Consider the following 22,382-nt stretch of genomic DNA (forward strand, 5'->3'; position numbering starts at 1 on the left):
TATAGAAATATTCTGTCTGTTGCCCATTTTTCCAATCCAATGCCAAAAGAAAAACAGGCCCGAAACGACGGCCTGCTTGTGCTTGTTTTAAAACATCCGATATCCTTTTTTGCGAAGCGTGTGAATGGTCCAGCCACTCGCCACTGTACCTGCCATGCCGCAGCCCAGAATGAGCGAATCCCAAATTCCCGGCACAATTTGTTGATAGACAAGTGCACCTACGACTACACCAACGCCGATTACAACTGGAAACCATGTCGTTTTCAAAATCATGTTTAAAATAAACCCAATGCCAAACCCTAGCACGGAGAACAGAACAATGGATACCATAAATTGCATCAAGTTCATCGCCGAAAAAGACCTCCTGCCACCTTCTCCACCTTTTGCCACTTTTTATGCAAATACAGGAAAGGCGGGCTATTTTCGGTATTAAGTGTAGCAAAAAGGCGAGGGATCGGTCAATAAGAGAAGCCAAGCGTATGTGTTGCACGCCTGACAGAAAAAACCGCCGATGCATTCGCTTCGACGGTTTTCTATGCGAGGTTCCTTACTCATTATGGATGAGAAGAAACAGCTTCCTTCTGAGCTTCCTGTGTACCGGCTCCGTCACAGTTAGGGCAATTCTCCGAGCCCCCCAGGAGCAGTTGGAAATACCCTTGGCCATGGCAGTATGGGCACTGTTCTTGTTTTTGTCTCATGTTGAGCTCCCCTTTCGGCATACATGCGCGAAGATTAATTGCATGTATTTTCAGATTATTTAGATGTATCTAACTATATCAGAATCTCCCCTTGGTTTACAATGCAGTTCATCGCGAAAAAATCATAAAAAAACCGCAATGTAAACGGAAACATTGCAGTTTATCTAGCTTATTCGCAGGATTGCTTAAAGATTTTATAGGAAGTGTATTGAAAAATGGGATCGATTGCAAACGATTGACCTGTCATTCCCTGTTCCCGTTTGATATAGTCCGGCAATATGATTTTCAAATAAGTCGAAGACAACGGATCATGAAGCAACTCTTGTATGGGCATAAATCTCGCCTCCGCGATCTCACCTTCCTGCGGCCGCGGTTCTCCCCCTATGTAATCCATCCAAAAAACGACCATATTGTCACTAATGGACTCTCGAATAACGCCTGAACGGATTCCCGCTACTTGTCGCACGACTGCCTCGACACCCGTTTCTTCCAGCACCTCACGTACTGCTGCTTCATCTACTGTCTCACCCTCCTGCACGAATCCCGCAGGAAATGACCATTGCCCTTTTAGTCCGCTGTACGTTTTTTTGACAACCAATGCTTCTTGCCCGCGAATGACAATTCCGCAGGCGCCTAACCAAACCTTCCCTTCACGCATCCGGCTCGCTCCTTTCATGTCCTAGCTAAACGAAACCCCCGGCTCTTCCTCGCCGGGGGTACCTATCAATCATCCTCGTCATCTAGGAGCCCATTATCGATCATGTATCGCAGATTTTCCCGATCCCTCTCGCGGCCCTTTTCCTTGAGCCGTTCGATGGCAGGCAGGATGAGAATATCTACTTCACGCTGTACATGCCATGCCAAATCGTGTCGCCCCTGCTCTTCCAGATAAAGGCCCACTTCCATCATAGCGTTGTACCGATCCATCTCTTCGCGGACCATGAGCCCCCGGACTTGAATGCTCGCGTGACGCATCGTTTTACAGCTTTACTTTCTTCAGTGCGAGACCGACGCCACCAATTTTGTACAAGTAGCGCAGGTCGCTCGCTTTTTTCATCATGGCTGCTGTGCTGCCGAACAGCTTTTTCGAACCAACTTGCCCGATACCCTCACCTTTTCCAAGAGAGGCCAGTGTCCCTTGCAGATGCGGGATGAATTTTTGTGGAAGATCGCCCCGGATCAAGGCAGCGAGATTCTCACCCAGCGTCTCGCCTTCCTGCACCGCGATTTGCGCAGTTGGCGGATACGGACGTCCTTCTTCATTGAAAATCAAGGCACAATCCCCTACGACAAAAACATTTTCATGGCCAGGCGCACGCAAGTATTCGTCTACCTTGACGCGACCTCGCATGACTTCGAAGCCTGCTTTTTCCACGATGCTGTTGCCGCGGACACCTGCTGCCCAGATAACGGTCTTCGATTTGATTTCTTCTCCAGTATTCAACAGTACGCCATCTGGCGTGCACTGCTTGATGGGTGTTCCAACTTTGAACACGATGCCTTTTCTCTCCAATACATTTATGGCGTATTGGATCAGCTCTGGGTCAAAGCCAGGCAATGCAGTTGGTGCTGCCTCAATGCAGTAGACTTTCACCAGTTCTGGATCAACATCAAATTCTCGGCACAGCTCTGGCAGACGATCGCCGAGCTCTCCGCAAAACTCAATGCCTGTAAAGCCAGCTCCACCCACAACAAACGTGAGGTAGTCCATACGATCCGGCTCATTTTTAAATTTGGAGAACATGTATTCAATATGCTCGCGAATATTGCGGACCGCATTGATGCTGCGAATGCTAAACGCATGCTCCTTGAGTCCCTCAATTCCGAACGTTTCTGGCTCGCTGCCCAATCCGATGACGAGATAGTCATATGATAGCACCTCGCCATTATCGAGCGTAACGGTCTGCTCCTCTGACTGAATGGCTTGCACCGTTCCTTTGACAAAGTTGACTTTGTCCTTGTTCAAAATGCCATCCAGACTGACACGGGCGTGATCCGCTGGTGCAGTACCTGCAGCCGGCTCATGCAGCCAAGTCGTGATGTAGTGATAGTTGTGCTTGTTGACCAAGGTGATTTCCGCCTCATTGTAGTTGAGCTTTTTCTGAAGCTGCAACGTTGTGAGCAAACCACCGTATCCAGCGCCGAGAATCAGGATTTTGGGTGTACCCATCAGTATCCCTTCCAATCATGTATGATTTCATTGTTCATGGTAACTTCAGGAAGATTGTGCGATTTTTCACGTGGTCTGGTACAAATTAAGATGCCCCAATTTATGATCCGTGTAGTATCGGAATTATTGCCTCCGATGCCATCTGAACCACTCTGTGAAAAAATGCACAAAGTCAGCCATAGAAAAATGTGACAATTTCTTTACAGTCATCCTCATCTTATCGGCAACCAATTGGATTTGCAAGGTTTTTTTGCCTATCATCCTTCGAATTTTCTCTCCTGTTTTTCCACTTAGATGGGTTATAATGGTTGAGGAGTTCGCTTACGATTAATTCGGAGGTGCTTTGGATTGAATTTTCTGCAAAAGGACGAGCAAATCTACGACATTACGATCATTGGTGGAGGCCCTGCCGGGTTATTTACCGCTTTCTATGGCGGGATGAGGCAGGCCAGTGTAAAAATCATTGAGAGCATGCCCCAGCTAGGCGGGCAATTATCCGCTCTTTATCCGGAGAAGTACATATATGATGTTGCCGGATTTCCAAAGGTTTTAGCACAAGATTTGATCAATAATCTGAAGGATCAGATTTCCCGCTTTCAGCAAACGGTTTGCCTGGAAGAAAAAGTGGAAAATGTCGTAAAAAAAGTAGACGATGTGTTTGAAATCACTACGGACAAAGGCACTCACTACTCCAAATCCGTCATCATCACTGCTGGGGTAGGAGCGTTCGAACCTCGCAGGCTGGAACACCCAGATGCCGTCAAATATGAAAAATCCAATCTGCACTATTTTGTTACCGATCTGAACTCCTTCAAGGGACAGCGTGTAGCTGTTATTGGCGGCGGTGATTCCGCTCTGGACTGGTCCCTCATGCTAGAACCTATCGCAAAAGAAGTACACCTCATCCATCGCAGAGACAAGTTCCGCGCACATGAACATAGCGTAGAAATGCTCATGTCCTCCAAAGTAAACGTCACGACACCATACGAAATTTCAGCTTTGCACGGCGAGGAGCGCATCGAAAAACTCACGCTGGCTAATTGCACGACAAAAGAAGAAATGGATCTGGAAGTCGATGCAGTCATTGTCAACTTCGGCTTCATCTCCTCTCTCGGTCCAATCAAGAACTGGGGGCTGGAGCTCGAAAAAGGCTCTATCGTGGTCGATACACGCATGGAATCAAACATCCCTGGCATTTTCGCAGCAGGCGATATCGCTACCTACCCTGGTAAGGTCAAGCTGATCGCTGTCGGATTTGGTGAAGCACCTACCGCTGTAAACAATGCGGTTTCCTACTTTAATCCGGATGCCAAATTGCAGCCTGGTCATTCTTCAAGTATGGACAACTTCAAATCGTAAAAAATGTTTCGTCCCTGTTGTTGCCTCCGATGGCTGCGACAGGGATTTTTCATTCCATTGCATAACCGCTTTTGTTGGCGTGCACAGTAGAAGCAACGAGGAGGCGATTACACTTTGAATCATCTCTGCCCAGTTTGCAATGGCTTCACACCGCTCCAACAACCCTGTTCAGCATGCGGTCAAGCTCTGCAAGATGCAGGCCGTTTGTATGACTTTTATGGGAGCTACAGCCCGTACCGGGAGATAGACGATGCCAAGATGGACAACGGTTACTTAGATCGTACCCGCCACCAATGCGTCCATACAGGCTGGTGTCCTTCCTGCCAAATTGAAGAGAAGGTCTTTCTGGATGAATGGACCCCCGTTATGCTTGTAACCGATATGGAAAAGGACGCGTACCAGTAAGTCGGCCACGTCCTTTTTTTGTTCGAATCGTTATTTTTTCTTCATGGCCAGCTTTTCCGCCATGCGAGAATTGTTTGCTTGCATTTGTTCCAGCATTTGTTGAAGCGACTCCTTAATCTTGGCAGTATCACCAGATTCAATCGCCGAGTCAAAAGCATCGTGTGTCTTTTTCATTTGCTCGATTCGGGCTCTTCGGGCGTCACGTTCTTCTTTCGGCCCCATGTTTTTGTCTTTCCATTCCTTGAACTGCTTTTCCATCTGTTCGTTGGTGATTTCGCCCTTTTTCACTTGTTCATTCAGCTTGTTGATCAGTTGCTTGCGTTCTTCACGCTTCGCCTGCCACTTCGGGTCGTCACTCAACGTCCCGAACTCGTTCATTAAACGATCGCGTTCTTTAAACGCTGCCTGCCATTTCCCCACGCTATCCGGTGCATATTTTTCCGCCAGCAAGAGCATGTACATTTTTTGATGAACGCCTCTGTTTGAGCTATGTTGCACCTTCATGTGCTTTTCTCCATGCTCTTCATGGCCGTGAGTCGGCTTGGTCACCTGCGCAACTGTTGCAGACACATCTTGTGCCAACGCGATACCTGGCATCGCGAGACCCATTACCAGTGCTGTAGTCATCATTCCTTGCTTCCACATCTTCATGCTGTTCACTCCTTCTTCTTTTAGAAAACGTCTATGATTGATCCGTTAAAAAGGACGCAGTTCTTCTCTATCCAACCCCAATAGCTTTACCAGGCCCATTTGCTCCAGATCGCTTTTCGTTTTTTCCGTGCCATACTCATAAATAAGCTGATAGATGGCCCGCAGGTTGTCATCGTATTCGTCGTTGTCCCGATCCGGCATGTCAGACCATAGCGTATGCCCATGCATCCACATCATGAAATCGCCGTGCATACAGTTATTGAACAGATCGCGCATCATGCCAACTTCTACATCGGTCGCTTCGATCTCAAAATCGTACGTGGCGGAGCCTTTTTCATCGCGGATTTCTGCCACGGTCGTACCCGCTTGCAAGGTCACGTAGTAGTGTTTCTTATCCAGTGTCACTCATCTCCTTTTTGGATCGCATCACCGACTTGAAAACTTTTCCTCCTTACGATGTGCAAAAATCGCGAAAACATGTATATAACAAGCAAAAAAGCCCTCCGTCAGGGAGGACTCTTTCCTACTTTCGTTTTAGCCTGTATGTTACGATCGGTCTTCTTTCCGCAGATTATGCCCAGTGTTCTCTCCCGTTTTCGGAGGAGTGCTGCGTGAGCCAGCGGATGCTTCCGTTGGGCGTTTGTCTTTGTTGTTGTGCTTGGACATGTGGTTCCCTCCCTTACTCGATGAGTGGCTGCCCATGTAGTATGTCCCCACTAGTGAAATGAAAAAACACCTTGACCTGCTATGCAGGCCAAAGTGCTTGTTTGTTGTTTTTATGCTATTAAAAGAATCGAATTATTTCACGACTAATTTTGCTACCATTTTGCCATGATCCGGTCCACAGATCACGTTGCAAAAGATGGTGTACTCACCAGCGGCATCGATTTTCATCGTTTTGCTGCCATCTTTTTGAAGGTCTACATCCAGCCCTTGGATACCAATACCGTGAAAGCCTTCTGTCGACTTGAAGTTGAGCGTGAACTCTTCGCCAGCTTTTACTTCATAGGTTTCTTGATTGAATTTCCAGTTACTAGCTTCGATATTCACTTGTGTGCCAGTAGTCGCTGCAGCATCCGTGCTAGCAGCTTGCTCCTTGTCTCCGCCGCATGCTGTCATCAACATTGCAGACAATGCAACTGAAGAAATCAATAGACCCCACTTCTTGTTCACTTTTGACCCCTTCTTTCTTCTTTTTCTACACTTCCATCTTACTCGATGAGACCAATCCAAAATCTGACATCCTGTGAACGAACCGTGACGAATTGGGGAACGATTATTGAACTTGAGCGTTCATGATGGATTGATCATGTATACCGTGATCTCGGGAAAACAATTGAGCCGGATTGGTAGCCTGGAAGCACCTAATCCGCGACTAATGCCAAATACGCCAACGAATGGATCCTCTTTTTGCCCGATATGAAAATGCTTGTAAGCACCGACAGTACGATTGAACATGCGGACTTGTCCCCCGTGGGTATGTCCGGTCAAGAGAAGGTCAGCTTTCAAACCCTCGTTGTGAATCAACGAGATAATGTTCGGAGAGTGAGCTAAAAAGATCGTCAAGTTCGCCTGCCGGATCTCTTTTTCCGTATGCCGTTCATTGCCGTAAATCGAGTTATCGAAGCCGTATATCCAAATGAGACTGCCGTCTTTTTCTATCACGGCACTCTCGTTTTCCAATACCGTCATCACCTGCTGCCAGGCTTCTTTTTGGGAACGGGAAACAGCAGCGGAATAGACCCTTTTCTGAAATCTTCCTGCCTCTCTCTCGTAATTGCCAGGAACAAAGAAGATTCCATCCTTGCTCTTTACTTTTGCTAGCTGATTTAACACACGCGCCAACTGCCCACTGTGCTGTGTCAAATCTCCCGTCACCATCACCAAATTCGGCTCGTGGACATTCACCAGTTTGTGCAGCTCTCCATTCCAAAACCGTATTCGTCCATGAGGATCAGAAAGATGAACCAATGTAAGTGGAGGGACAGAAGGGATCGTCAGCTTCACTGTCGATGTTTTGACATAAGTCGTATGGTAGGCGAGAAAGATTATTCCCACCAGAGTACACAAAAAAATCGTTGTCATCATTTTCGGAACAATCCTCTCTTTTCTCCGTCTTATGGTTTAGAGGAGTGGATCAGTGATGATTTTTAGGAACGTTCAAGGTAATCTTATCGTTTTCTCGTTCGTGCTTCTTTTCACCTTTTTCATCCAGCCTTTTCCTGCGTCGGCCTGTAGTTGTGCCAGACCTCCTGACCCTTTAACAGCAAAGGATCAATCTGCTGCTGTATTTACAGGCAAGGTGCTCCAGGTAAATGAGCGGACAGACTGGCTTCGTTGGCTTCCCTTTTGGGATAAACCAGAGCGAGGCGGCTTTGATGTTATTTTCGAGGTGCAGTCCACGTGGAAAGGAGTAGATCAGACACAAGTTCAGATCGTCACCAGCGGTCTTGGAGGTTCATGCGGCATTCCTTTTCAACCGGGTCAAGAATATCTTGTCTACGCCTCTTATTGGGAGCTAAATGAGCTAGAAACCAATATCTGTACACGAACAGCCATCAAGTCCGATGCCGGAGGGGATCTGCAAGCGCTAGGTCCTGGTGCCATGCCGATCCGTTCTACCAATCTAGTATGGACTGATTATGTCTTTACAGGGATCGTGGTCATCATCGCTGTGGGTTTCTTGTTCTATCTCTTTTGGTTCCAAACAAAACGGAGACGATAGATTCCCTCGTCTCCGCCCTCTATTTTCATGGCTATCTACTTCAAATTTTCGGCAATCATCAGTAAATCTTTTTTCGTCAAAGCAGGATTCATGGCACCCACTTCAATAAGTCTGTTTTTGTCTTCTTGATAAACCTGTAGCTCTTTTTGTTCTTTTCCGTCCAATAGCTTCTTGGCCACATACATTCCCTCATATTTTTGCACTTTCACTTTTTCGACAATTGCATCCTCTCCTGCTTGTTGTTCGATCCATTTCACCCCTTCAAAGTTCGTGATGGCAATGTACACGTCTCCGTCTGTCTCTGTGCCTTCACTCCCTTTGTACAACGTAAAGACTCTATTTATTGTCGGCTTAGGAGATACTTTTCGCATGACGATTTGTTTCTTGTCCTTCTCAGCCTCCTTGTGCATTTCAGCGAATAATTCTGGTTGGCTATAATCAAATGGATACTCGACATGTCCTTTTACGAATTTGTAGCCACCCGCTATCTCTGCCGGTACCTCGTAAAAGCTGCCCACTTCTTTCTGCAACGGTGGTGTGGTCAGATGTTCAACAGGAATATATGTGAAGGAAACACGTTTTTTCGGATTGTCCGGTCCAGGTATATAAATCGCTGCACCTTCTCCTGGCTTAAGCGAGTTTCGCGCATCTTCAAAGGTTTTTATCGTTTCTTCGCTACTTTTTTCTTGCGGTGTAGTAGTCTGCTGCACTTTCACTACTGCTTCCCCTTTTTCATTCTTCAATTCGTATACCTTTATAGCTGCATAAGCGGATGTTCCCCCAAACACAAGAATAGCCGCGACAAGTAATCCCAATCTTTTTTTCATCTGTTTTCCCTCCGATATATTTTTTCGTTCCTTGATTTTTTGAAGGACTTGATCCTTGACATCGAAATCATCGGCGGCTGCTAGTAACTGCTGTTTCCAATCATCGGGTTGCTGAGATCGAGTCATGTCTATCACCGCCTTCACTCACGAGCATGTAAGATTTACATTTTTTCAATGCCCGCTCATACTGTTTTCGCAGCGTAGCTGGCTTTATATCAAACAACAAGGCCAGCTCGTCGTAGCTGCGTTCTTCCACCACACGCAAGATCAGGAGATTCCGCTCCTTTACGGATAGCTTTGATATCGCTACATGAAGAGGGTTGTTCAAGTACTCCGTATCTTCAATCTTCTTTTCACCCTCATGGCGACTGACCGTCTGAATCCCCGCACGCAAAAAAGTGACCACGCGATTCAGCTTCGCCCTGTTTAACAGGTTCAGGCAATGATGATACGCGATCTTATACATCCATGCCGAGAAAGAAACGTTGTGTCGATAGCTATCCAGCTGTTCGAATGCCTTCAAGAAAACCTCCTGGACAGCATCCTCCGCTTCCTGTCGGTGTCCCAGCATGTGATAGCAATACACGAACAACGGCTTTTGCATCGCATCGATGATCAAACCAAATTGCTCGATATCCCCAGCTCTGACCTCCTTTAACACTTGCTCCATTTCGTTATGATCCAAGCCCTCTCACCTCCGATTCGCATGTATAACAAACAAAGCTGTCATTTTGTGACAGGTTGCCACAAAAAAATCCATACCGAAGTATGGATTGTGGGTACGATTCCAATTATTCCTAATATAAGTACAAGTCCATATTTTGTAAATTTGTTTTATTTCGCACAACAAAATACCCCTTCAACTCGTGCGCAATCATTCTCCACACAAGTCGAAGGGGTTCCGTTTTATTTGACTTTTTTTGTCTTAGTCGTCACATTTCTCCGCTTTTCCTTCAGCCAACGCTGTTTTGAACGAAGATCCACAACCACAAGAAGCGACTGCATTCGGATTCTCGATGGAGAAGCCTCCACCCATCATCGATTCCTTAAAATCGATTTGTGTACCTTTAATGTATGGGTAGCTGTCCTTATCGACAACAATTTTCACACCGTTTTGCTCGAAGGTCTCGTCGCCTTCTTTCATCTCTTCGTCCCAGCCCATCCCGTAGGTAAAGCCGCTGCAACCACCTGTTCTGACACCTACCCGCAAAAACACATCGGGCTTGCCTTCTGCTGCCAGCATTTCTTTTACTTTCAGACTGGCGCTCTCTGTCAATGTAATCATGCTTCTTTCCCTCCTTCACAGGCTCATCATTCCTGCACTTGTTACAACCAGTATATTCAGTTTACTAAGAAACGCTTCTTCCCACAAGCTTCCCCTGCACTTTACGAGCTCATTCTCTCTTTCCAAATAAAAAAGAAGGGTTTCCCCTTCCTATGCAAAATGTGCATTGTTTTCCATTAAATAAAATCTATACGATTTCTTCCGGTTCTCTGCCTTAGACAGACTATGATCGATCTGGTTCAGTTCGTTGTGTAGTTGATCAATTTGTATACTGTATTCTAGGACATCTGGATGATCTAACCCAAACTCTAACCCCATATTTACCATACGCTGTCGAAGGAGTTCGATTTTCTCGAGCAAAACGTCCCGCATTTGAAGCTCCTCCTAATAATAGATCAGGCTTTCTTACTATATTTTACAAGAACAGCTAGAATTTCGCAAACGAAAAATTCCTACTTTCCCCATTTAATGCCGATATTTGTTAGTTTTTTACAATATTTCACACAAAGAAATAACGGCTTTTCATGACCAATCGAGTGGGAAAATGGGGTGAGAAGGAGCCAAGTGTAGAGTTGGAGAACTTATGATATTGTTCGTACTTACCAAGAGGTTTATAATATAGGTGCTCTTGTTGCCCGAGATTCACTTTATTCCTAAGAGCTTTCCACTCCCATGGAACGAATATCGATTGGGTAGGACTGGATTAAAGCTCTTTCATCTAAGAACCATTGACTTTGAAAGGAAGTGTTTGGAATGGCGCTTGAAACGATTGCCATACAAGACAAAGCTCTCGCCGGAATCGCTGAAAAAGTTATGCATGGCGAAAGACTTACCTTGGAAGACGGTGTCACCCTTTTTAATTCCAACGATCTTTTGACGATTGGACAATTGGCTAACGTTGTTAACTATCGCAAGAATCAGGATAACGTTTACTTTTTGCAAAATCTGTACATCAACCCAACCAACGTATGTGAAGCTCATTGCAAATTCTGTGGCTTCCGCCGCGATGAAGGGGATGAAGGTGCCTACACGATGAGCATGGAAGAGTTGCTTCATTATGTAGAAACGCGCTTCCATCCGGGTATCCGTGAATTTCATATCGTTGGCGGACATAACCAGCACAAGCCATTTGAATACTACCTCGACACCCTTCGTACCTTGAGAAAAGCGTACCCGGATGTGACGATTAAATCGTATACAGGTGCAGAGATTGAGTTCTTCTCCCGCATTTCCGGTCTCTCCATCCGCGAGGTTTTGCAAGAGCTGATGAAGGCTGGTCTTCAAAGCCTTACTGGTGGTGGCGCTGAAATTTTGACTGAGCGCTATCGGATGAAAATGAGCCCGGAAAAAGCAAGTACAGACATGTACCTGCAAGTACACCGCACGGCTCATGAGTTGGGCTTGAAAACACATACCACCATGCTGTACGGCTCCATCGAGACATTAGAAGAGCGCGTGATCCACATGCTCCGCCTACGCGAGCTGCAAGATGACACAAACGGCTTCATGGTATTTATTCCATTGGCTGTTCAACCGATCAAAGCAACAGCAGGTATCAAACGCCGTAACTCTGCCATTGATGATTTGAAAACAATGGCAATCAGCCGTCTGATGCTCGATAACTTCCAGCATATCAAAGCATACTTCATCAACATCGGTACCCAACTCACACAGCTTTCTCTGCAAATGGGAATTTCCGATGCTCACGGAACCTTGATCGAGGAACGCATCAGCCACTCAGCCGGTGCACTTACCCAGCAAGCCCTGACAGTAGATGAATTGGTTTGGTTGATCAAAGGCGCAGGAAAACGCGCTCTGGAACGCGATACCTTCTACAACGTGATCAAAGAACATTAATCCAAAAAAAAGCTGATGCTCCAGATCACTTGGGCATCAGCTTTACTATTTTGATACGTGCGCGGTTGATCATGCTCCCCAATGAACATCCTAAGAGAACAATCTACAGAGGAAAATCTGCATCCAGCAGCTCTTCTTCCTCCCGTAATTTATTCTTGATTTTCACCAGTAATTCATCGGCTGTTGGAGCTTGTACCAAGCTGCCATTTACAAGCGCGAATGGCTCCATGTAGCATTCACCGCAATACCCCAGACAGCCGTACTCGAGTACGTCCACATCCAGATCTGGATCATTTTCCAATGCATCCACGACGGATTGCGTATAAGAGGAAACATTGCTCGCGCAAAATTCTACTAGTGGTTTCATCTATTGTCACCTACCGATTATTTCGACATCATCACGTACTTTATTGTACCGCGACTTTGATAAAAATCCAGCGGAGAAAACGGGAAAAAGATTCTGCTTGCATTTTTAGTGAAAGAGACTAAAAATAGAGTGGGTGCTGTAAAAAACGGACAGAAGAAAGGACTAGACCTTCTATGAAACGACTTGTGATCCTTGGAGGAGGATACGGGGGTCTTCGTATTATTGAGCGAGTCCTGTCCCCTGATTTACCAGATGACGTGTTTATAACCCTCGTAGACCGTATGCCGTTTCATGGCTTGAAAACAGAGTATTACGCTCTGGCGGCAGGTACTACACCGGAATCTCACCTGCGTGTTACTTTTCCAAACGATCCGCGTCTGACCGTCAAATACGGTGAAATTGCTGGCGTGGAAATGGACGAGCAGGTCGTCAATTTTGCTGACGGGGACACCCTCTCCTACGATTGGCTTGTAATCGGATTGGGTTGTGAGGATCGTTACCATGATATCCCTGGTGCTGATCAATTTACTTGTTCGATTCAAACCATGGGAGCTACTCGCAACACATACATGGCAATCAATAATGTGAACCCATACGGCACGGTTAGCGTTGTGGGCGGTGGTCTTTCCGGAGTGGAAATGGCTGCTGAGCTGCGCGAGAGCCGTCCCGACCTGAATGTGCGCATCATCGACCGCGGTCAAAGCATTTTGAGCCCATTCCCGAAAAAGCTTCAGGAATATGCATCTCAATGGTTCATTGAGCACGATGTACAGCTTGTTTCCATGGCGAATGTCACTGGCATCGAGCAAGGGATCGTGTACAACCACAACCAGCCTGTTGAAAGTGATGTAATCGTATGGACAGCAGGTATTCAAGCGAACAAAATCGTGCGCTCTCTGCCGATCGAAACAGACAACATCGGACGCGCCAAACTCAATCAGTACCATCAAATCCCATCACATACGAACGTGTATGTAGTAGGTGACTGTGCAAGCACCATCATCGCGCCGAGCGCGCAAACAGCTGAGATCCAAGGCGAACAAATTGCCTTGATGTTGAAAAAAGACATCAAAGGTGAGGAGTATCCAGCTTCATTGCCTGCTCTCAAGCATAAGGGCTTCCTCGGTTCCCTCGGCAAAAAGGAAGGCTTTGCCAGCATGGGGAAAATGTCTCTGGTTGGTCAGATGGCTCGTGTCATCAAGAGCGGTCAGCTATGGATGTACAAAAAGCATATGGGATAGCAAACAAGCCTGTTGACCGGATGGTCTAACAGGTTTTCTTTTTGTATAATCAAAGGATTAGGAGGGTGATTTTTCCAGATGAATGATTATATTCAAACAATGCGCCGTTTGATCGGGCAAGAACGGCTGATAACTGTAGGCTGTGGAGCGATCATCGAGGACGAGCTTGGACGTATTTTGCTGCAAAGGCGTAAAGACCAGAACAACTGGTGTCTACCTGGAGGTTTGATGGAAATCGGGGAAACCTTTGTAGAGACACTATTTCGTGAAGTAGAAGAAGAAACCAATCTGATCATTGAGGCGCCAGAGCTGTTTGGGATATATTCCGGCCCCTCGGGTTGTAGAGAATACCCGAACGGCGACAAGGTGTTCAGTGTTCAAATCATCTTTCGAGTAACCTCGTTTCATGGGGAACTCAAACAAGAGGGCCCTGAGAGCTCTGAGCATACGTTCTTTACACGGGACAACCTCCCGCAAACACTTAATCCCGGTCAGGCAGCGTTTATATTGGATTGGGCGGAAGGGCTTATGGGACCCATCGTCAAATAATTCAAAAAACGTACCAATGATAATCTCCGAGCGAAACCCACATAATATCGTAGACCGGAATAACCAGCTTGGAGGTTTTTTAGTGGAACCCAACACATATGAGGATATGAAAGATACGCTGGCCGACAATTACATGCCGATGACTTCCTTTCGAAGTGGCGTCGAAGAGACAGTCAGACCAGATGTAGAATGCTACACCATTCAAATTGTGAACATCGCCCTGGTCGGAGATGCAAAATCATGGGTTCTGGTAGATGCGGGGATGCCACAATCAGCGGAACAAATCATCGGGATTGCCCAGGAGCGCTTTGGTGAGGATGCCAAGCCGAGAGCCATCCTGCTCACTCACGGTCATTTCGATCATGTCGGGGCAGTCATCGAGCTCGTAAAAACGTGGAGGGTGCCCGTTTATGCCCATTCGCTTGAAATCCCTTATTTGACAGGCCAAACATACTATCCGGAGCCAGATGGAACGGTTGAGGGCGGGCTGCTTGCGAAGATATCCCCGTTGTTTCCAAATGAACCAATCGATTTGGGAAGCCATGTTCATCCTTTGCCCGAAGACGGGAGTGTTCCTGGAATGCCTGGATGGCGCTGGATACATACACCCGGACATTCCCCCGGGCACATTTCCTTCTTTCGTGATGAAGACAGAACTCTCCTCGCAGGGGACGCTTTTGTTACGGTAAAACAGGACTCATTGTATCAAGTCGTGACTCAGCAAAAGCAACTGACCGGTCCCCCAGTTTATTTGACAACTGATTGGCAGGCAGCTCGACAATCCGTCGAAAAGCTTGCCAATCTCGCCCCTGCGTATGCAATCACTGGTCACGGTCAGCCTATGTATGGCGAGGAGTTAGCCGATGGATTGGTCCAATTGGTTGCGGAGTTTGATCAGGTAGCTGTCCCCAAGTATGGGCGATATGTGGACAAGGAGTTGTAGACTGGCAAAAAAGCTGACGTCGGGATGGTTGGACGTCAGCTTTTTATGGTTGGTTAGAAGATACCTTTTCCTATTCAACCAACCCGGGTTGGAATCGCTGGGCCAATAATCGCGTTGCTTTCGCAGGATCAATCTCTAACACAAGCAGCTCCTCGACCCCTGAAGCCGCCACACACAGCCGTTCCCCGGTCGGTGAGATCAAAGCCGTCGTCACCTGTTGATTCGGAATCGCGTAGTTCACGCTGGCGAAGTAGATATTGTTTTCCAAGCTTCGGCAAACCATCGCCCCGTTGTAAAAATCGGGATTGCTGACCTCCCCTGTAAACATCGGATGGAAAACAATGCTCGCTCCACGGCGTGCCGCCCACCGTACCGTCTCTGGATATCGCCATCCTTCATGGCAAATGACAATGCCAAACGCCACATCCTCTATCGTAAACATTTGCCGCCCTTCACCCGGAATATAGTCAAACTGATCCTCATCTGGGTCGATCTGATTTTTTATTTGCAACCCAAGATCTTCTCCCTGTTTCCCCACCACAAAGGCGACTAGACGATAGCCGCGCTCATCCTTCCATTCCATCGGTAAAATGACGGCGAGCTGGCGTTCCTTCGCCAGAGCACGAATCTCTTCCAAAGCTCTCCGTTGTACCTCATGATCGTATGCTTCCACTTCATAGCCAACACCGCGCAGCCCCGGAATCATCGATTCAGGAAAGCAAATCAGATCGCAATTGTTTTGCGCAGCATTTATCATCTGCTCCTTAATGATTGCAAGCCCCTCCGCCGCTGATTGGGGGAACCTCGTCTGAGCCAGGCCTATTTTCATGGGAAATCCTTCTTTCTATAGAAAATTTCTTTTTAACCTCGTGAAAAATTCACATCTATCAGCCTGTTCAGGCAGAGCCGACACCTGTGCATCCCCTAGCTCGAGGATGGTCCATGAGCCATTTTCCAGCTTGGCGATATCCATAGTAAAAAAGCGACTCTTGATTTTTTTCGCTACCTCTAAAAATGGCTGGAGGTCTGGCGGCGTATCATCATATTGTCCTTCCTCCCAGTAATTTGCCATGTACATGGGTTCGCCATCCAAAAAGAAAACGCGATATTCCTGGGACAATGGCATGTTGCTCTGCGAGTGATGGGTCAAAAACTGAAGCTTTACAAATTCTCGAAAGACGACTCCCTCATTCAGCTCATCCTGTTGCAGCTCCAAAAATCGGCTGGTCACTTGCTGTACCTTTTCTTTATCGGAAGCATCGGGAATATAGCACGCCTCATTCCAATCGTGTTTTCGAGATTTCACATAATCTTTGATCATGATCGGAGCCTGTCCAAATCTATTTAATATCCGATACACGTTTTCAAATGACGCGTCTATCTCTTCTTTGTGCAGCCAGACTGACAGCGGGGTAAAATCTTTGATGACCTCATAAGATTCAGGCAGGTAATGACAATGCACGTACTTCTCGGGTGTATTGATTAACTCTATATTTTTGGCTAGCAGGGCGTCGTATAATTTTTGGTACAGGAACGGTTTTAGCATCCATCCCCTGTAGATAGCCAATACTTTTTCAGGAGAGGGTTGGATTTGTTTCACAGCTGCTAACGGGTTGTCCTGGTATATCAGTTGTTCCATGCTGATCAGATGAATATCCAAGCCGAGTTGTTTTGCGCACGTATACTCATATTCGTAGGTTTCATCGACTTTGTTTTCTTGAAATGGCTGATTGCAAAATAAGACTTTCATCTGCACGATCCTCCTCTCAAAAATTGGCAATACCATCCCATTATACAAGATAATTGTTTGAACGTAAAAAACCGTCAAGACTAATCCTGACAGTTCCCTCATTTTGCTGGCTTATCGCTTTTGGACACGTAAAACAGGTACTTTTTTCGGTTCAAAGGTGTCTACCAGTATCTTCTCTTGAATGACATTCAGCTTGAGCAAACTCGAAATTTTCCCGATATCGGCCTTCGACATGAGGCGCCAAAGCGAAGGATCTGGCAAGGCGTTGTAAAGGAGATCATCGTTGTATTCTCGCCTCTCCTGATAAGATATCTGCAGCTTGTATTCGCCTTCCTCTGCGCTGCCGGCTTCGCTGTAAGCTTCAATTAGTTTACTCCGCAGCTCGTTCAATTCTTCCTCTAGCTGTTTTTGAATTTCCTTTAACTCGTAATAGCGAGCAATCGGTTGGTCCATCCGCTCTTCCTCCTTTGGTTACCCCTGTACCCAAAATCCATATGAGAAAAAGTCGGTTGCTAGAACCATTCGCTGGCAACGAAAAACAGCCTCCTTTTTCATTACTGTCATGAAAAGGAGGCTGCGGATCAAGCTCTACTATTATTACTTTTCAATCATGGTGTTGATCGCTTCACCTGGGTGCTTTTTCAAGAAAGTAGAGTACTCTACTTCCCATGGATTCCATTTGCCTTCCCCTTGGTAGCCCCAAACGGAGTTGATGCGGGAAACAGTATCTGTGTTGTTCATACCTACAAGTCGTTGCTCCCCTACGAGCTCAAATGTACCGTTCGCATCCATATCGACTGGCGTCAAAGAACCGAATGGATACGAGAATACAGAAACAGCATCTTCTGTTGGCTGTACTTTTCCTGCCTTGTCATACAGCTTGGCAGCTACGTATACATCTTGGTTGGCACTCACATCAAGCGTCAGCGGCTTATCCAGGTGGGAGCCTTTGCCCTCTACTTTAAAGCCATCTACGAATTTCCCCTCGTAACGAATTCCTTCGTTTTCCTTTTCACCAAAAATCACGGCTGGCTTATTGTTTTCAAAGGTAGCGATTACGTGGCTGTAAACACCGCCGCTTCCGCCAGTCGCTGTTTTCACGAAGGCATCCGCAACATGGTCACCGGTGAAGTCAACGAGGGTCAGCTCGCCTTCATAGCCGCCCAGCTCTTTGATATTCGTTTGGCTATACGCGCCGGATTTTCCGTCTTTCACTACGATGTTCATATTGGAGGAATAGATGTCATCCGCTTTTTCTTTTTCGCCAATCAGGTATACGACGTCATCCTTCTTATCGCCATTCACGTCAGCCGTTTTTTGATCGATCACATAGGTGTTTTTCGCGAGCTTCAATTCAGCTGCGGCAGAGAACAGCTTTCCTTTTTCCGAATCTGCGTGAGCTACTTGTGTATTCATTGCAGAAAATCCAGCTACGCCTACAACTCCTGCAAGCAGCAAATATGTAACAGGCTTCATCCATTTTTTATTCATCGTTATGGCCTCCACTAGATGGTAAGTTATTGGTTACATTTACTACTATAGGACGAAGCCTGCTCTATTTCGTTACAGAATGTTTACGAATGATATACAAAAAGTAAACAGCACGTTACTTGACGTTATCCAGCACACTTTTGATTATGGCTGACGAGTCTTGACGGATGTTCAGATTGTAATGCTCTCTGACCGCATGATAGACGGCATCTACGTTTTTGCTGCTTTTATTCTTGCGATAGGCAGCTACTTGCTTGGCAAACTTCGGATGGTGGATCAGATCACGGCTCCAGTCCCATACGCGGGGCTTCTTCGCATCCTTGCGTGCTAGATCGAGTATCTGAGGGAATCGCGGGATCATCCATTCACGGATGCTTCTCGCTGCATTTTTGTATTCGGCTGTTCCATGAAGTGCGTAATTTCGATAACTCAAATACGGATCTCCATTCAACAGGATGAACTGTGCCGCGTAGTCGGACAGCATGCTTTCATTCAGCTCCACTTGATAATACTCCCATCCCGAGTCCGTCTTTTTCCCCGGCATAATAAGCGTAATAAAATAAAACAAGTCATCATACGTACTAGAATCCACGTATGGTTCCGGACCAGGGTTCATACTAAGTAGTGTATGCGGATCAAGGTTCATAGTAAGTAGTGTCTGCGGGTCAATATACTTTTCTTTGTTTACTACAAAACCAGGCACCCCTACCTCAACAGCCCAGCGAACGGCAACATTCTCCGAATCCTTCAGGTCAATTCCACCATGATAGGGTCGGGTCTTCCCAAACATGCGATAAAGTACCGTAGCGACGAATTCCTTTGTCGCTATTCCATCGTCAATCTCGTTTGACATGACGTACCCAACCTGAACGAGTGGTTGCATACGAGCGTTCATTTCGATTTGCGCACGGGCTTCGCGCAATTTTACCCCCTCATCCGAAAAGTCCTTTCCATTGTCGATCTGTCGGTCCAGGTCTTCCATATTGACGTCTGTGGGATATGCTGGAGGGAGTACTCCGATAAAGTAATAGACATTCCATAGAAAGCCTTTTTTAGAGGTTTGAAATTCATCGCTTTTAACGTGCATGTCATTTATATAGTCATTAGAAGAATAAGGACGTAGTCCAAAAGGTATCGGTTGTGGATTCGCAATCGATACTTCCTGTCTTTTCGAAAACAAGTACTTTTCTGGATTCGGCGGAAGCTCGTATGTAATCATGTAATCAGATTCTGCTTCTGCGATATTTTGAGTGGTAGTAGGAGCCAGTATCCCCGTAAAACACAGCGTACAAATTAGCACACCACTCAGTATTGTTTTTCCACCCATACCAAAAACACCCTTCGCTATCAATATTGTTAGTTAGACGTAAAAATGAACTGTTCGGTTTCGGACAGATTGAAAAAAGCGACCAGGCTCATGCATCTGGTCGCTTTAAAAAGTGATTGTCGTTCCCTCTATGCGTTTATTCGGCTTCTGCTGTCGAAGCAATCGGCTGCACGCCCATGCTCTCCAGCTTTTCATAAATATCCTTTAATTTCGGATTTCCCTCACCGACAATTTCCCCGGAAATTACGACAAGCGGATACCATAAATCTTCCTCGATAATGCGATTCGCCCAGCTTTTGTCATCGTCTGTCTGCGGCTGTTGAAAGTCGCTATAAACGATGCGGATGCTGTCACTCCCATACTTGCGAGAGAGTGCCGCCTCCAGCCATTCGGCTGTTTCCTTTGCAGATGGCAAATTGACGCAGCTTGCGCACAATTGCTCTGTCCCAAAAACCTTGATATCGACAGTCACTATATCCGCCCTCCCCCGGGTCAGCTAGCTTAGGACAATGCTTGGTCGAGGTCCTCGATCAAGTCCTGAACATCTTCAATACCAACAGAGATGCGCACCAGGCCATCTGTAATACCCAGCTCAGCACGGCGCTCTGCCGGGATAGAAGCATGTGTCATGCGTGCAGGTACGCTGATCAAGCTCTCCACTGCACCCAGCGATTCTGCCAGCGTGTAGTATTTTACCTTTGCCAACACTTCGTCAGCACGCTCTGCGCTACCTACGTCGAAGGAAATCATGCCACCGAAGCCACGCGCTTGCTTTTGAATCAGCTCATGACCGGAATGGCTGGTCAGACCAGGATAAATGACGCGTTTGATGTCGCTGCGCTCAGAGAGCCATTTTGCGAGCGTACGAGCGTTGTGTTCATGCTCTTCCATCCGAATTCCCAGCGTCTTCATACCGCGCAGCAAGAGCCAAGAATCTTGTGGTCCAAGCACGCCGCCAATTGCATTTTGCACAAAATGGAGGTCTTCGCCCACTTGCGCATCTTTTGCTACAACCAGACCAGCTACTACGTCGCTGTGTCCGCCCAAATATTTCGTTGCGCTATGGAACACGATGTCAGCACCGAGATCCAGCGGATTTTGCCAGTATGGCGTCATGAACGTGTTGTCTACTACGAGCAGCACGCCTTTCGCTTTCGCGATTCCTGCCAACGCGCTGATATCGCTTACTTTCAGCAGCGGGTTTGTCGGTGTTTCCATAATGATTGCTTTGGTTTCCGGGCGAATTGCCGCCTCTACTGCTGCCAGATCACTCGTATCTACGTAGGTTGCTTCCAGACCCATACGGGAGAATACACGTGTAACGACGCGGTAAGTACCACCGTATACATCGTCCCCTACTACGAGATGATCGCCTTTGTTGAACATCGAGAGGATGGTAGACAGTGCCGCCATCCCAGAACCAAATGCAAAGCCGCGTGCGCCGCCTTCGATTTCTGCGATGTATGTTTCCAATGCGTGACGGGTCGGATTCCCGGTACGGGAGTATTCGAAGCCCTTGTGGACGCCAATGGCTTCCTGTTTATACGTACTTACCTGGTAAATTGGAACGGATACGGCTCCTGTATGTGGATCTCCATCGATTCCGCCGTGGATCAGACGAGTTTTGATGCGCATCTTAAATTCCCCCCTGGTAAATTTTCTTGCTTAGATAACGTTCGCTGCCGTCGGCAAACAGTGTAACGATATTTGTCCCTGGAGCTGCTTCTCTTGCTTCGCGCAGTGCCGCTGCCATAGCTGCACCTGAAGAACTACCTACGAGCAAGCCTTCCTTCGCAGCCAGCTGCTTGACCAGATCGAAGGCTTCCACATCGAGAATCGTGTGAATGGCATTAAAGTAGCTCGTATCCATGAATGGAGGTAAGAACTCCATGCCGATCCCTTCTGTTTTATGCGGGCCGGATTCTCCCCCATTCAAGATGGAACCTTCTGGCTCGACAATGACCGTTTTTACGTTTGGGTTTTGTTCCTTCAAGTAGCGAGCTGCACCCATAAAAGTACCGCCAGAACCAGCACCTGCCACAAATACGTTTACTTGTCCGTCCATTTGACTCCAAATTTCTGGACCTGTTGTTTTGTAGTGTGCGTCTGGATTCGCCGGGTTAGCAAATTGCTGTGGAACAAAAGCACCTGGAATGGATTCTGCGAGTTCTTTTGCCTTTGCGATTGCACCCTTAATCCCTAGCTCTGTTGGTGTATTGACGACTTCTGCTCCAAGGGCGCGCATCAGCTCTTGCTTTTCCTCGGAAAACTTCGCTGGTACGCAGAAGATGACTTTATAACCTGTTCCTACAGCGGCCAGCGCTACACCAATTCCTGTATTACCTGCTGTCGGTTCAATAATGGTACCACCTGGGGCCAATTGGCCGTTTTCCTCAGCGGCACGAATCAACTCTATGCCGAGTCTGTCTTTTACGCTGCCTCCTGGGTTAAAATACTCCAGCTTGGCGAACAAGCGGACACCCTCTGGAAGCTCAAATTGAGTAATTTCGACGATCGGCGTATTACCAATCAGTTCCTTCACATTGCGAAATACGTTCACGAAGATCTGACTCCTTATATTGAAGTACTTGCTTCTTTCTTTTTCATTATAACATGCAAAGATTACAAAAAGTCCATGCTACTAAACTTCGGTATGCCAGCTGAACTTTAAAGTGTCAACAGGGCATGTAAGCCATGGATTTCTCACCATGGTATGATTATAATAAAGGAGAGGTTG

29 protein-coding genes are annotated in these 22,382 nt (G+C 46.8%); 7 read left to right on the plus strand and 22 right to left on the minus strand.

Annotated features, from left to right (window positions below; genetic code table 11):
* Nucleotides 1–87: 87 nt before the first annotated feature.
* From HP570_RS17985 to HP570_RS18005, 5 genes are all read right to left on the minus strand, one after another.
* Nucleotides 88–348 carry a YuiB family protein gene (locus HP570_RS17985; protein ID WP_015892990.1) on the minus strand — a complete coding sequence of 87 codons (261 nt, stop codon included), beginning with the start codon at nt 346–348 and terminating at the stop codon, nt 88–90.
* A 206-nt stretch (nt 349–554) separates the two neighbouring features.
* Complete coding sequence (locus tag HP570_RS17990) at nt 555–719, minus strand: YuiA family protein (RefSeq protein ID WP_015892991.1); 165 nt, start codon at nt 717–719, stop codon at nt 555–557.
* A 148-nt stretch (nt 720–867) separates the two neighbouring features.
* Nucleotides 868–1,356 (minus strand): NUDIX domain-containing protein, encoded by a 489-nt coding sequence (locus tag HP570_RS17995; RefSeq protein ID WP_015892992.1) that lies wholly within the window; start codon nt 1,354–1,356, stop codon nt 868–870.
* A gap of 65 nt (nt 1,357–1,421) precedes the next feature.
* Complete coding sequence (locus HP570_RS18000; RefSeq protein ID WP_007716742.1) at nt 1,422–1,673, minus strand: hypothetical protein; 252 nt, start codon at nt 1,671–1,673, stop codon at nt 1,422–1,424.
* 4 nt (nt 1,674–1,677) lie between these two features.
* On the minus strand, nt 1,678–2,868 hold the full coding sequence (locus HP570_RS18005) for an NAD(P)/FAD-dependent oxidoreductase (RefSeq protein ID WP_173626633.1): 1,191 nt from the start codon (nt 2,866–2,868) through the stop codon (nt 1,678–1,680).
* Nucleotides 2,869–3,216: 348 nt separating this feature from the next.
* On the opposite strand from HP570_RS18005, the gene HP570_RS18010 reads away from it, so the two are divergent.
* Both HP570_RS18010 and HP570_RS18015 read left to right on the plus strand, forming a co-directional pair.
* Complete coding sequence (locus HP570_RS18010; RefSeq protein WP_015892994.1) at nt 3,217–4,227, plus strand: NAD(P)/FAD-dependent oxidoreductase; 1,011 nt, start codon at nt 3,217–3,219, stop codon at nt 4,225–4,227.
* Nucleotides 4,228–4,341: 114 nt separating this feature from the next.
* On the plus strand, nt 4,342–4,632 hold the full coding sequence (locus HP570_RS18015; protein ID WP_015892995.1) for a hypothetical protein: 291 nt from the start codon (nt 4,342–4,344) through the stop codon (nt 4,630–4,632).
* Nucleotides 4,633–4,662: 30 nt separating this feature from the next.
* On the opposite strand, the gene HP570_RS18020 is transcribed toward HP570_RS18015, so the two are convergent.
* The 4 genes from HP570_RS18020 to HP570_RS18035 all read right to left on the minus strand — a co-directional run bounded on the left by HP570_RS18020 (nt 4,663) and on the right by HP570_RS18035 (nt 7,371).
* Nucleotides 4,663–5,283 carry a hypothetical protein gene (locus tag HP570_RS18020; protein WP_173626634.1) on the minus strand — a complete coding sequence of 207 codons (621 nt, stop codon included), beginning with the start codon at nt 5,281–5,283 and terminating at the stop codon, nt 4,663–4,665.
* A 45-nt stretch (nt 5,284–5,328) separates the two neighbouring features.
* The gene (locus tag HP570_RS18025; RefSeq protein ID WP_015892997.1) at nt 5,329–5,688 is read right to left on the minus strand and encodes a hypothetical protein; all 360 of its coding nucleotides are present in this window, start codon (nt 5,686–5,688) and stop codon (nt 5,329–5,331) included.
* 393 nt (nt 5,689–6,081) lie between these two features.
* Nucleotides 6,082–6,456: a cupredoxin domain-containing protein gene (locus tag HP570_RS18030; protein WP_015892999.1), complete on the minus strand. Its 375-nt coding sequence runs from the start codon at nt 6,454–6,456 to the stop codon at nt 6,082–6,084.
* Between the two features lie 120 nt (nt 6,457–6,576).
* Nucleotides 6,577–7,371 (minus strand): metallophosphoesterase, encoded by a 795-nt coding sequence (locus tag HP570_RS18035; RefSeq protein ID WP_173626635.1) that lies wholly within the window; start codon nt 7,369–7,371, stop codon nt 6,577–6,579.
* Nucleotides 7,372–7,426: 55 nt separating this feature from the next.
* Here HP570_RS18035 and HP570_RS18040 point away from each other — a divergent pair, with 55 nt between their 5' ends.
* Nucleotides 7,427–8,008: a hypothetical protein gene (locus HP570_RS18040; protein ID WP_217364710.1), complete on the plus strand. Its 582-nt coding sequence runs from the start codon at nt 7,427–7,429 to the stop codon at nt 8,006–8,008.
* Between the two features lie 35 nt (nt 8,009–8,043).
* Here HP570_RS18040 and HP570_RS18045 read toward each other — a convergent pair whose 3' ends face one another.
* The 4 genes from HP570_RS18045 to HP570_RS18060 all read right to left on the minus strand — a co-directional run bounded on the left by HP570_RS18045 (nt 8,044) and on the right by HP570_RS18060 (nt 10,492).
* On the minus strand, nt 8,044–8,961 hold the full coding sequence (locus tag HP570_RS18045; RefSeq protein ID WP_173626637.1) for a hypothetical protein: 918 nt from the start codon (nt 8,959–8,961) through the stop codon (nt 8,044–8,046).
* Nucleotides 8,936–9,520, minus strand: a complete 585-nt coding sequence (locus tag HP570_RS18050) for an RNA polymerase sigma factor (RefSeq protein ID WP_173626638.1) — start codon at nt 9,518–9,520, stop codon at nt 8,936–8,938. Before HP570_RS18050 ends, HP570_RS18045 begins: the two co-directional genes overlap by 26 nt.
* A 240-nt stretch (nt 9,521–9,760) precedes the next feature.
* Complete coding sequence (gene erpA / locus HP570_RS18055; protein ID WP_015893007.1) at nt 9,761–10,120, minus strand: iron-sulfur cluster insertion protein ErpA; 360 nt, start codon at nt 10,118–10,120, stop codon at nt 9,761–9,763.
* Between the two features lie 150 nt (nt 10,121–10,270).
* Nucleotides 10,271–10,492 (minus strand): aspartyl-phosphate phosphatase Spo0E family protein, encoded by a 222-nt coding sequence (locus tag HP570_RS18060; RefSeq protein WP_041749614.1) that lies wholly within the window; start codon nt 10,490–10,492, stop codon nt 10,271–10,273.
* Between the two features lie 381 nt (nt 10,493–10,873).
* Between HP570_RS18060 and mqnE the strand changes: the two genes are divergently transcribed.
* Complete coding sequence (gene mqnE / locus HP570_RS18065) at nt 10,874–11,977, plus strand: aminofutalosine synthase MqnE (protein ID WP_015893009.1); 1,104 nt, start codon at nt 10,874–10,876, stop codon at nt 11,975–11,977.
* A 103-nt stretch (nt 11,978–12,080) separates the two neighbouring features.
* On the opposite strand, the gene HP570_RS18070 is transcribed toward mqnE, so the two are convergent.
* Nucleotides 12,081–12,344: a DUF1450 domain-containing protein gene (locus HP570_RS18070; RefSeq protein ID WP_015893011.1), complete on the minus strand. Its 264-nt coding sequence runs from the start codon at nt 12,342–12,344 to the stop codon at nt 12,081–12,083.
* 173 nt (nt 12,345–12,517) lie between these two features.
* Between HP570_RS18070 and HP570_RS18075 the strand changes: the two genes are divergently transcribed.
* The 3 genes from HP570_RS18075 to HP570_RS18085 all read left to right on the plus strand — a co-directional run bounded on the left by HP570_RS18075 (nt 12,518) and on the right by HP570_RS18085 (nt 15,077).
* Complete coding sequence (locus HP570_RS18075; RefSeq protein WP_015893012.1) at nt 12,518–13,585, plus strand: NAD(P)/FAD-dependent oxidoreductase; 1,068 nt, start codon at nt 12,518–12,520, stop codon at nt 13,583–13,585.
* A gap of 78 nt (nt 13,586–13,663) precedes the next feature.
* Nucleotides 13,664–14,134 carry an NUDIX hydrolase gene (locus HP570_RS18080; protein WP_173626639.1) on the plus strand — a complete coding sequence of 157 codons (471 nt, stop codon included), beginning with the start codon at nt 13,664–13,666 and terminating at the stop codon, nt 14,132–14,134.
* Between the two features lie 82 nt (nt 14,135–14,216).
* A complete protein-coding gene (locus tag HP570_RS18085; RefSeq protein WP_173626640.1) occupies nt 14,217–15,077 on the plus strand; it encodes an MBL fold metallo-hydrolase in 861 nt (286 codons plus the stop codon).
* 70 nt (nt 15,078–15,147) lie between these two features.
* Here the strand turns inward: HP570_RS18085 and HP570_RS18090 are convergent, their stop codons facing one another.
* The 8 genes from HP570_RS18090 to HP570_RS18125 all read right to left on the minus strand — a co-directional run bounded on the left by HP570_RS18090 (nt 15,148) and on the right by HP570_RS18125 (nt 22,205).
* On the minus strand, nt 15,148–15,906 hold the full coding sequence (locus HP570_RS18090) for a carbon-nitrogen hydrolase family protein (protein WP_041749615.1): 759 nt from the start codon (nt 15,904–15,906) through the stop codon (nt 15,148–15,150).
* A gap of 15 nt (nt 15,907–15,921) precedes the next feature.
* On the minus strand, nt 15,922–16,827 hold the full coding sequence (locus tag HP570_RS18095) for an ATP-grasp domain-containing protein (RefSeq protein WP_173626641.1): 906 nt from the start codon (nt 16,825–16,827) through the stop codon (nt 15,922–15,924).
* Nucleotides 16,828–16,938: 111 nt separating this feature from the next.
* A complete protein-coding gene (locus tag HP570_RS18100; RefSeq protein ID WP_173626642.1) occupies nt 16,939–17,280 on the minus strand; it encodes a hypothetical protein in 342 nt (113 codons plus the stop codon).
* 144 nt (nt 17,281–17,424) lie between these two features.
* Entirely contained in the window at nt 17,425–18,318 is an 894-nt protein-coding gene (locus HP570_RS18105; protein WP_173626643.1) for a hypothetical protein, read from the minus strand.
* Nucleotides 18,319–18,433: 115 nt separating this feature from the next.
* Nucleotides 18,434–19,645 (minus strand): hypothetical protein, encoded by a 1,212-nt coding sequence (locus tag HP570_RS18110; protein WP_173626644.1) that lies wholly within the window; start codon nt 19,643–19,645, stop codon nt 18,434–18,436.
* Nucleotides 19,646–19,781: 136 nt separating this feature from the next.
* Complete coding sequence (locus HP570_RS18115) at nt 19,782–20,117, minus strand: YuzD family protein (RefSeq protein ID WP_015893021.1); 336 nt, start codon at nt 20,115–20,117, stop codon at nt 19,782–19,784.
* 29 nt (nt 20,118–20,146) lie between these two features.
* The gene (locus HP570_RS18120) at nt 20,147–21,280 is read right to left on the minus strand and encodes a bifunctional cystathionine gamma-lyase/homocysteine desulfhydrase (protein WP_064201381.1); all 1,134 of its coding nucleotides are present in this window, start codon (nt 21,278–21,280) and stop codon (nt 20,147–20,149) included.
* Nucleotide 21,281: 1 nt separating this feature from the next.
* The gene (locus HP570_RS18125) at nt 21,282–22,205 is read right to left on the minus strand and encodes a PLP-dependent cysteine synthase family protein (RefSeq protein WP_015893023.1); all 924 of its coding nucleotides are present in this window, start codon (nt 22,203–22,205) and stop codon (nt 21,282–21,284) included.
* Nucleotides 22,206–22,382 lie beyond the last annotated feature (177 nt).

It is taken from the genome of Brevibacillus sp. RS1.1, assembly GCF_013284365.1.
GTDB lineage: Bacteria > Bacillota > Bacilli > Brevibacillales > Brevibacillaceae > Brevibacillus > Brevibacillus brevis_D.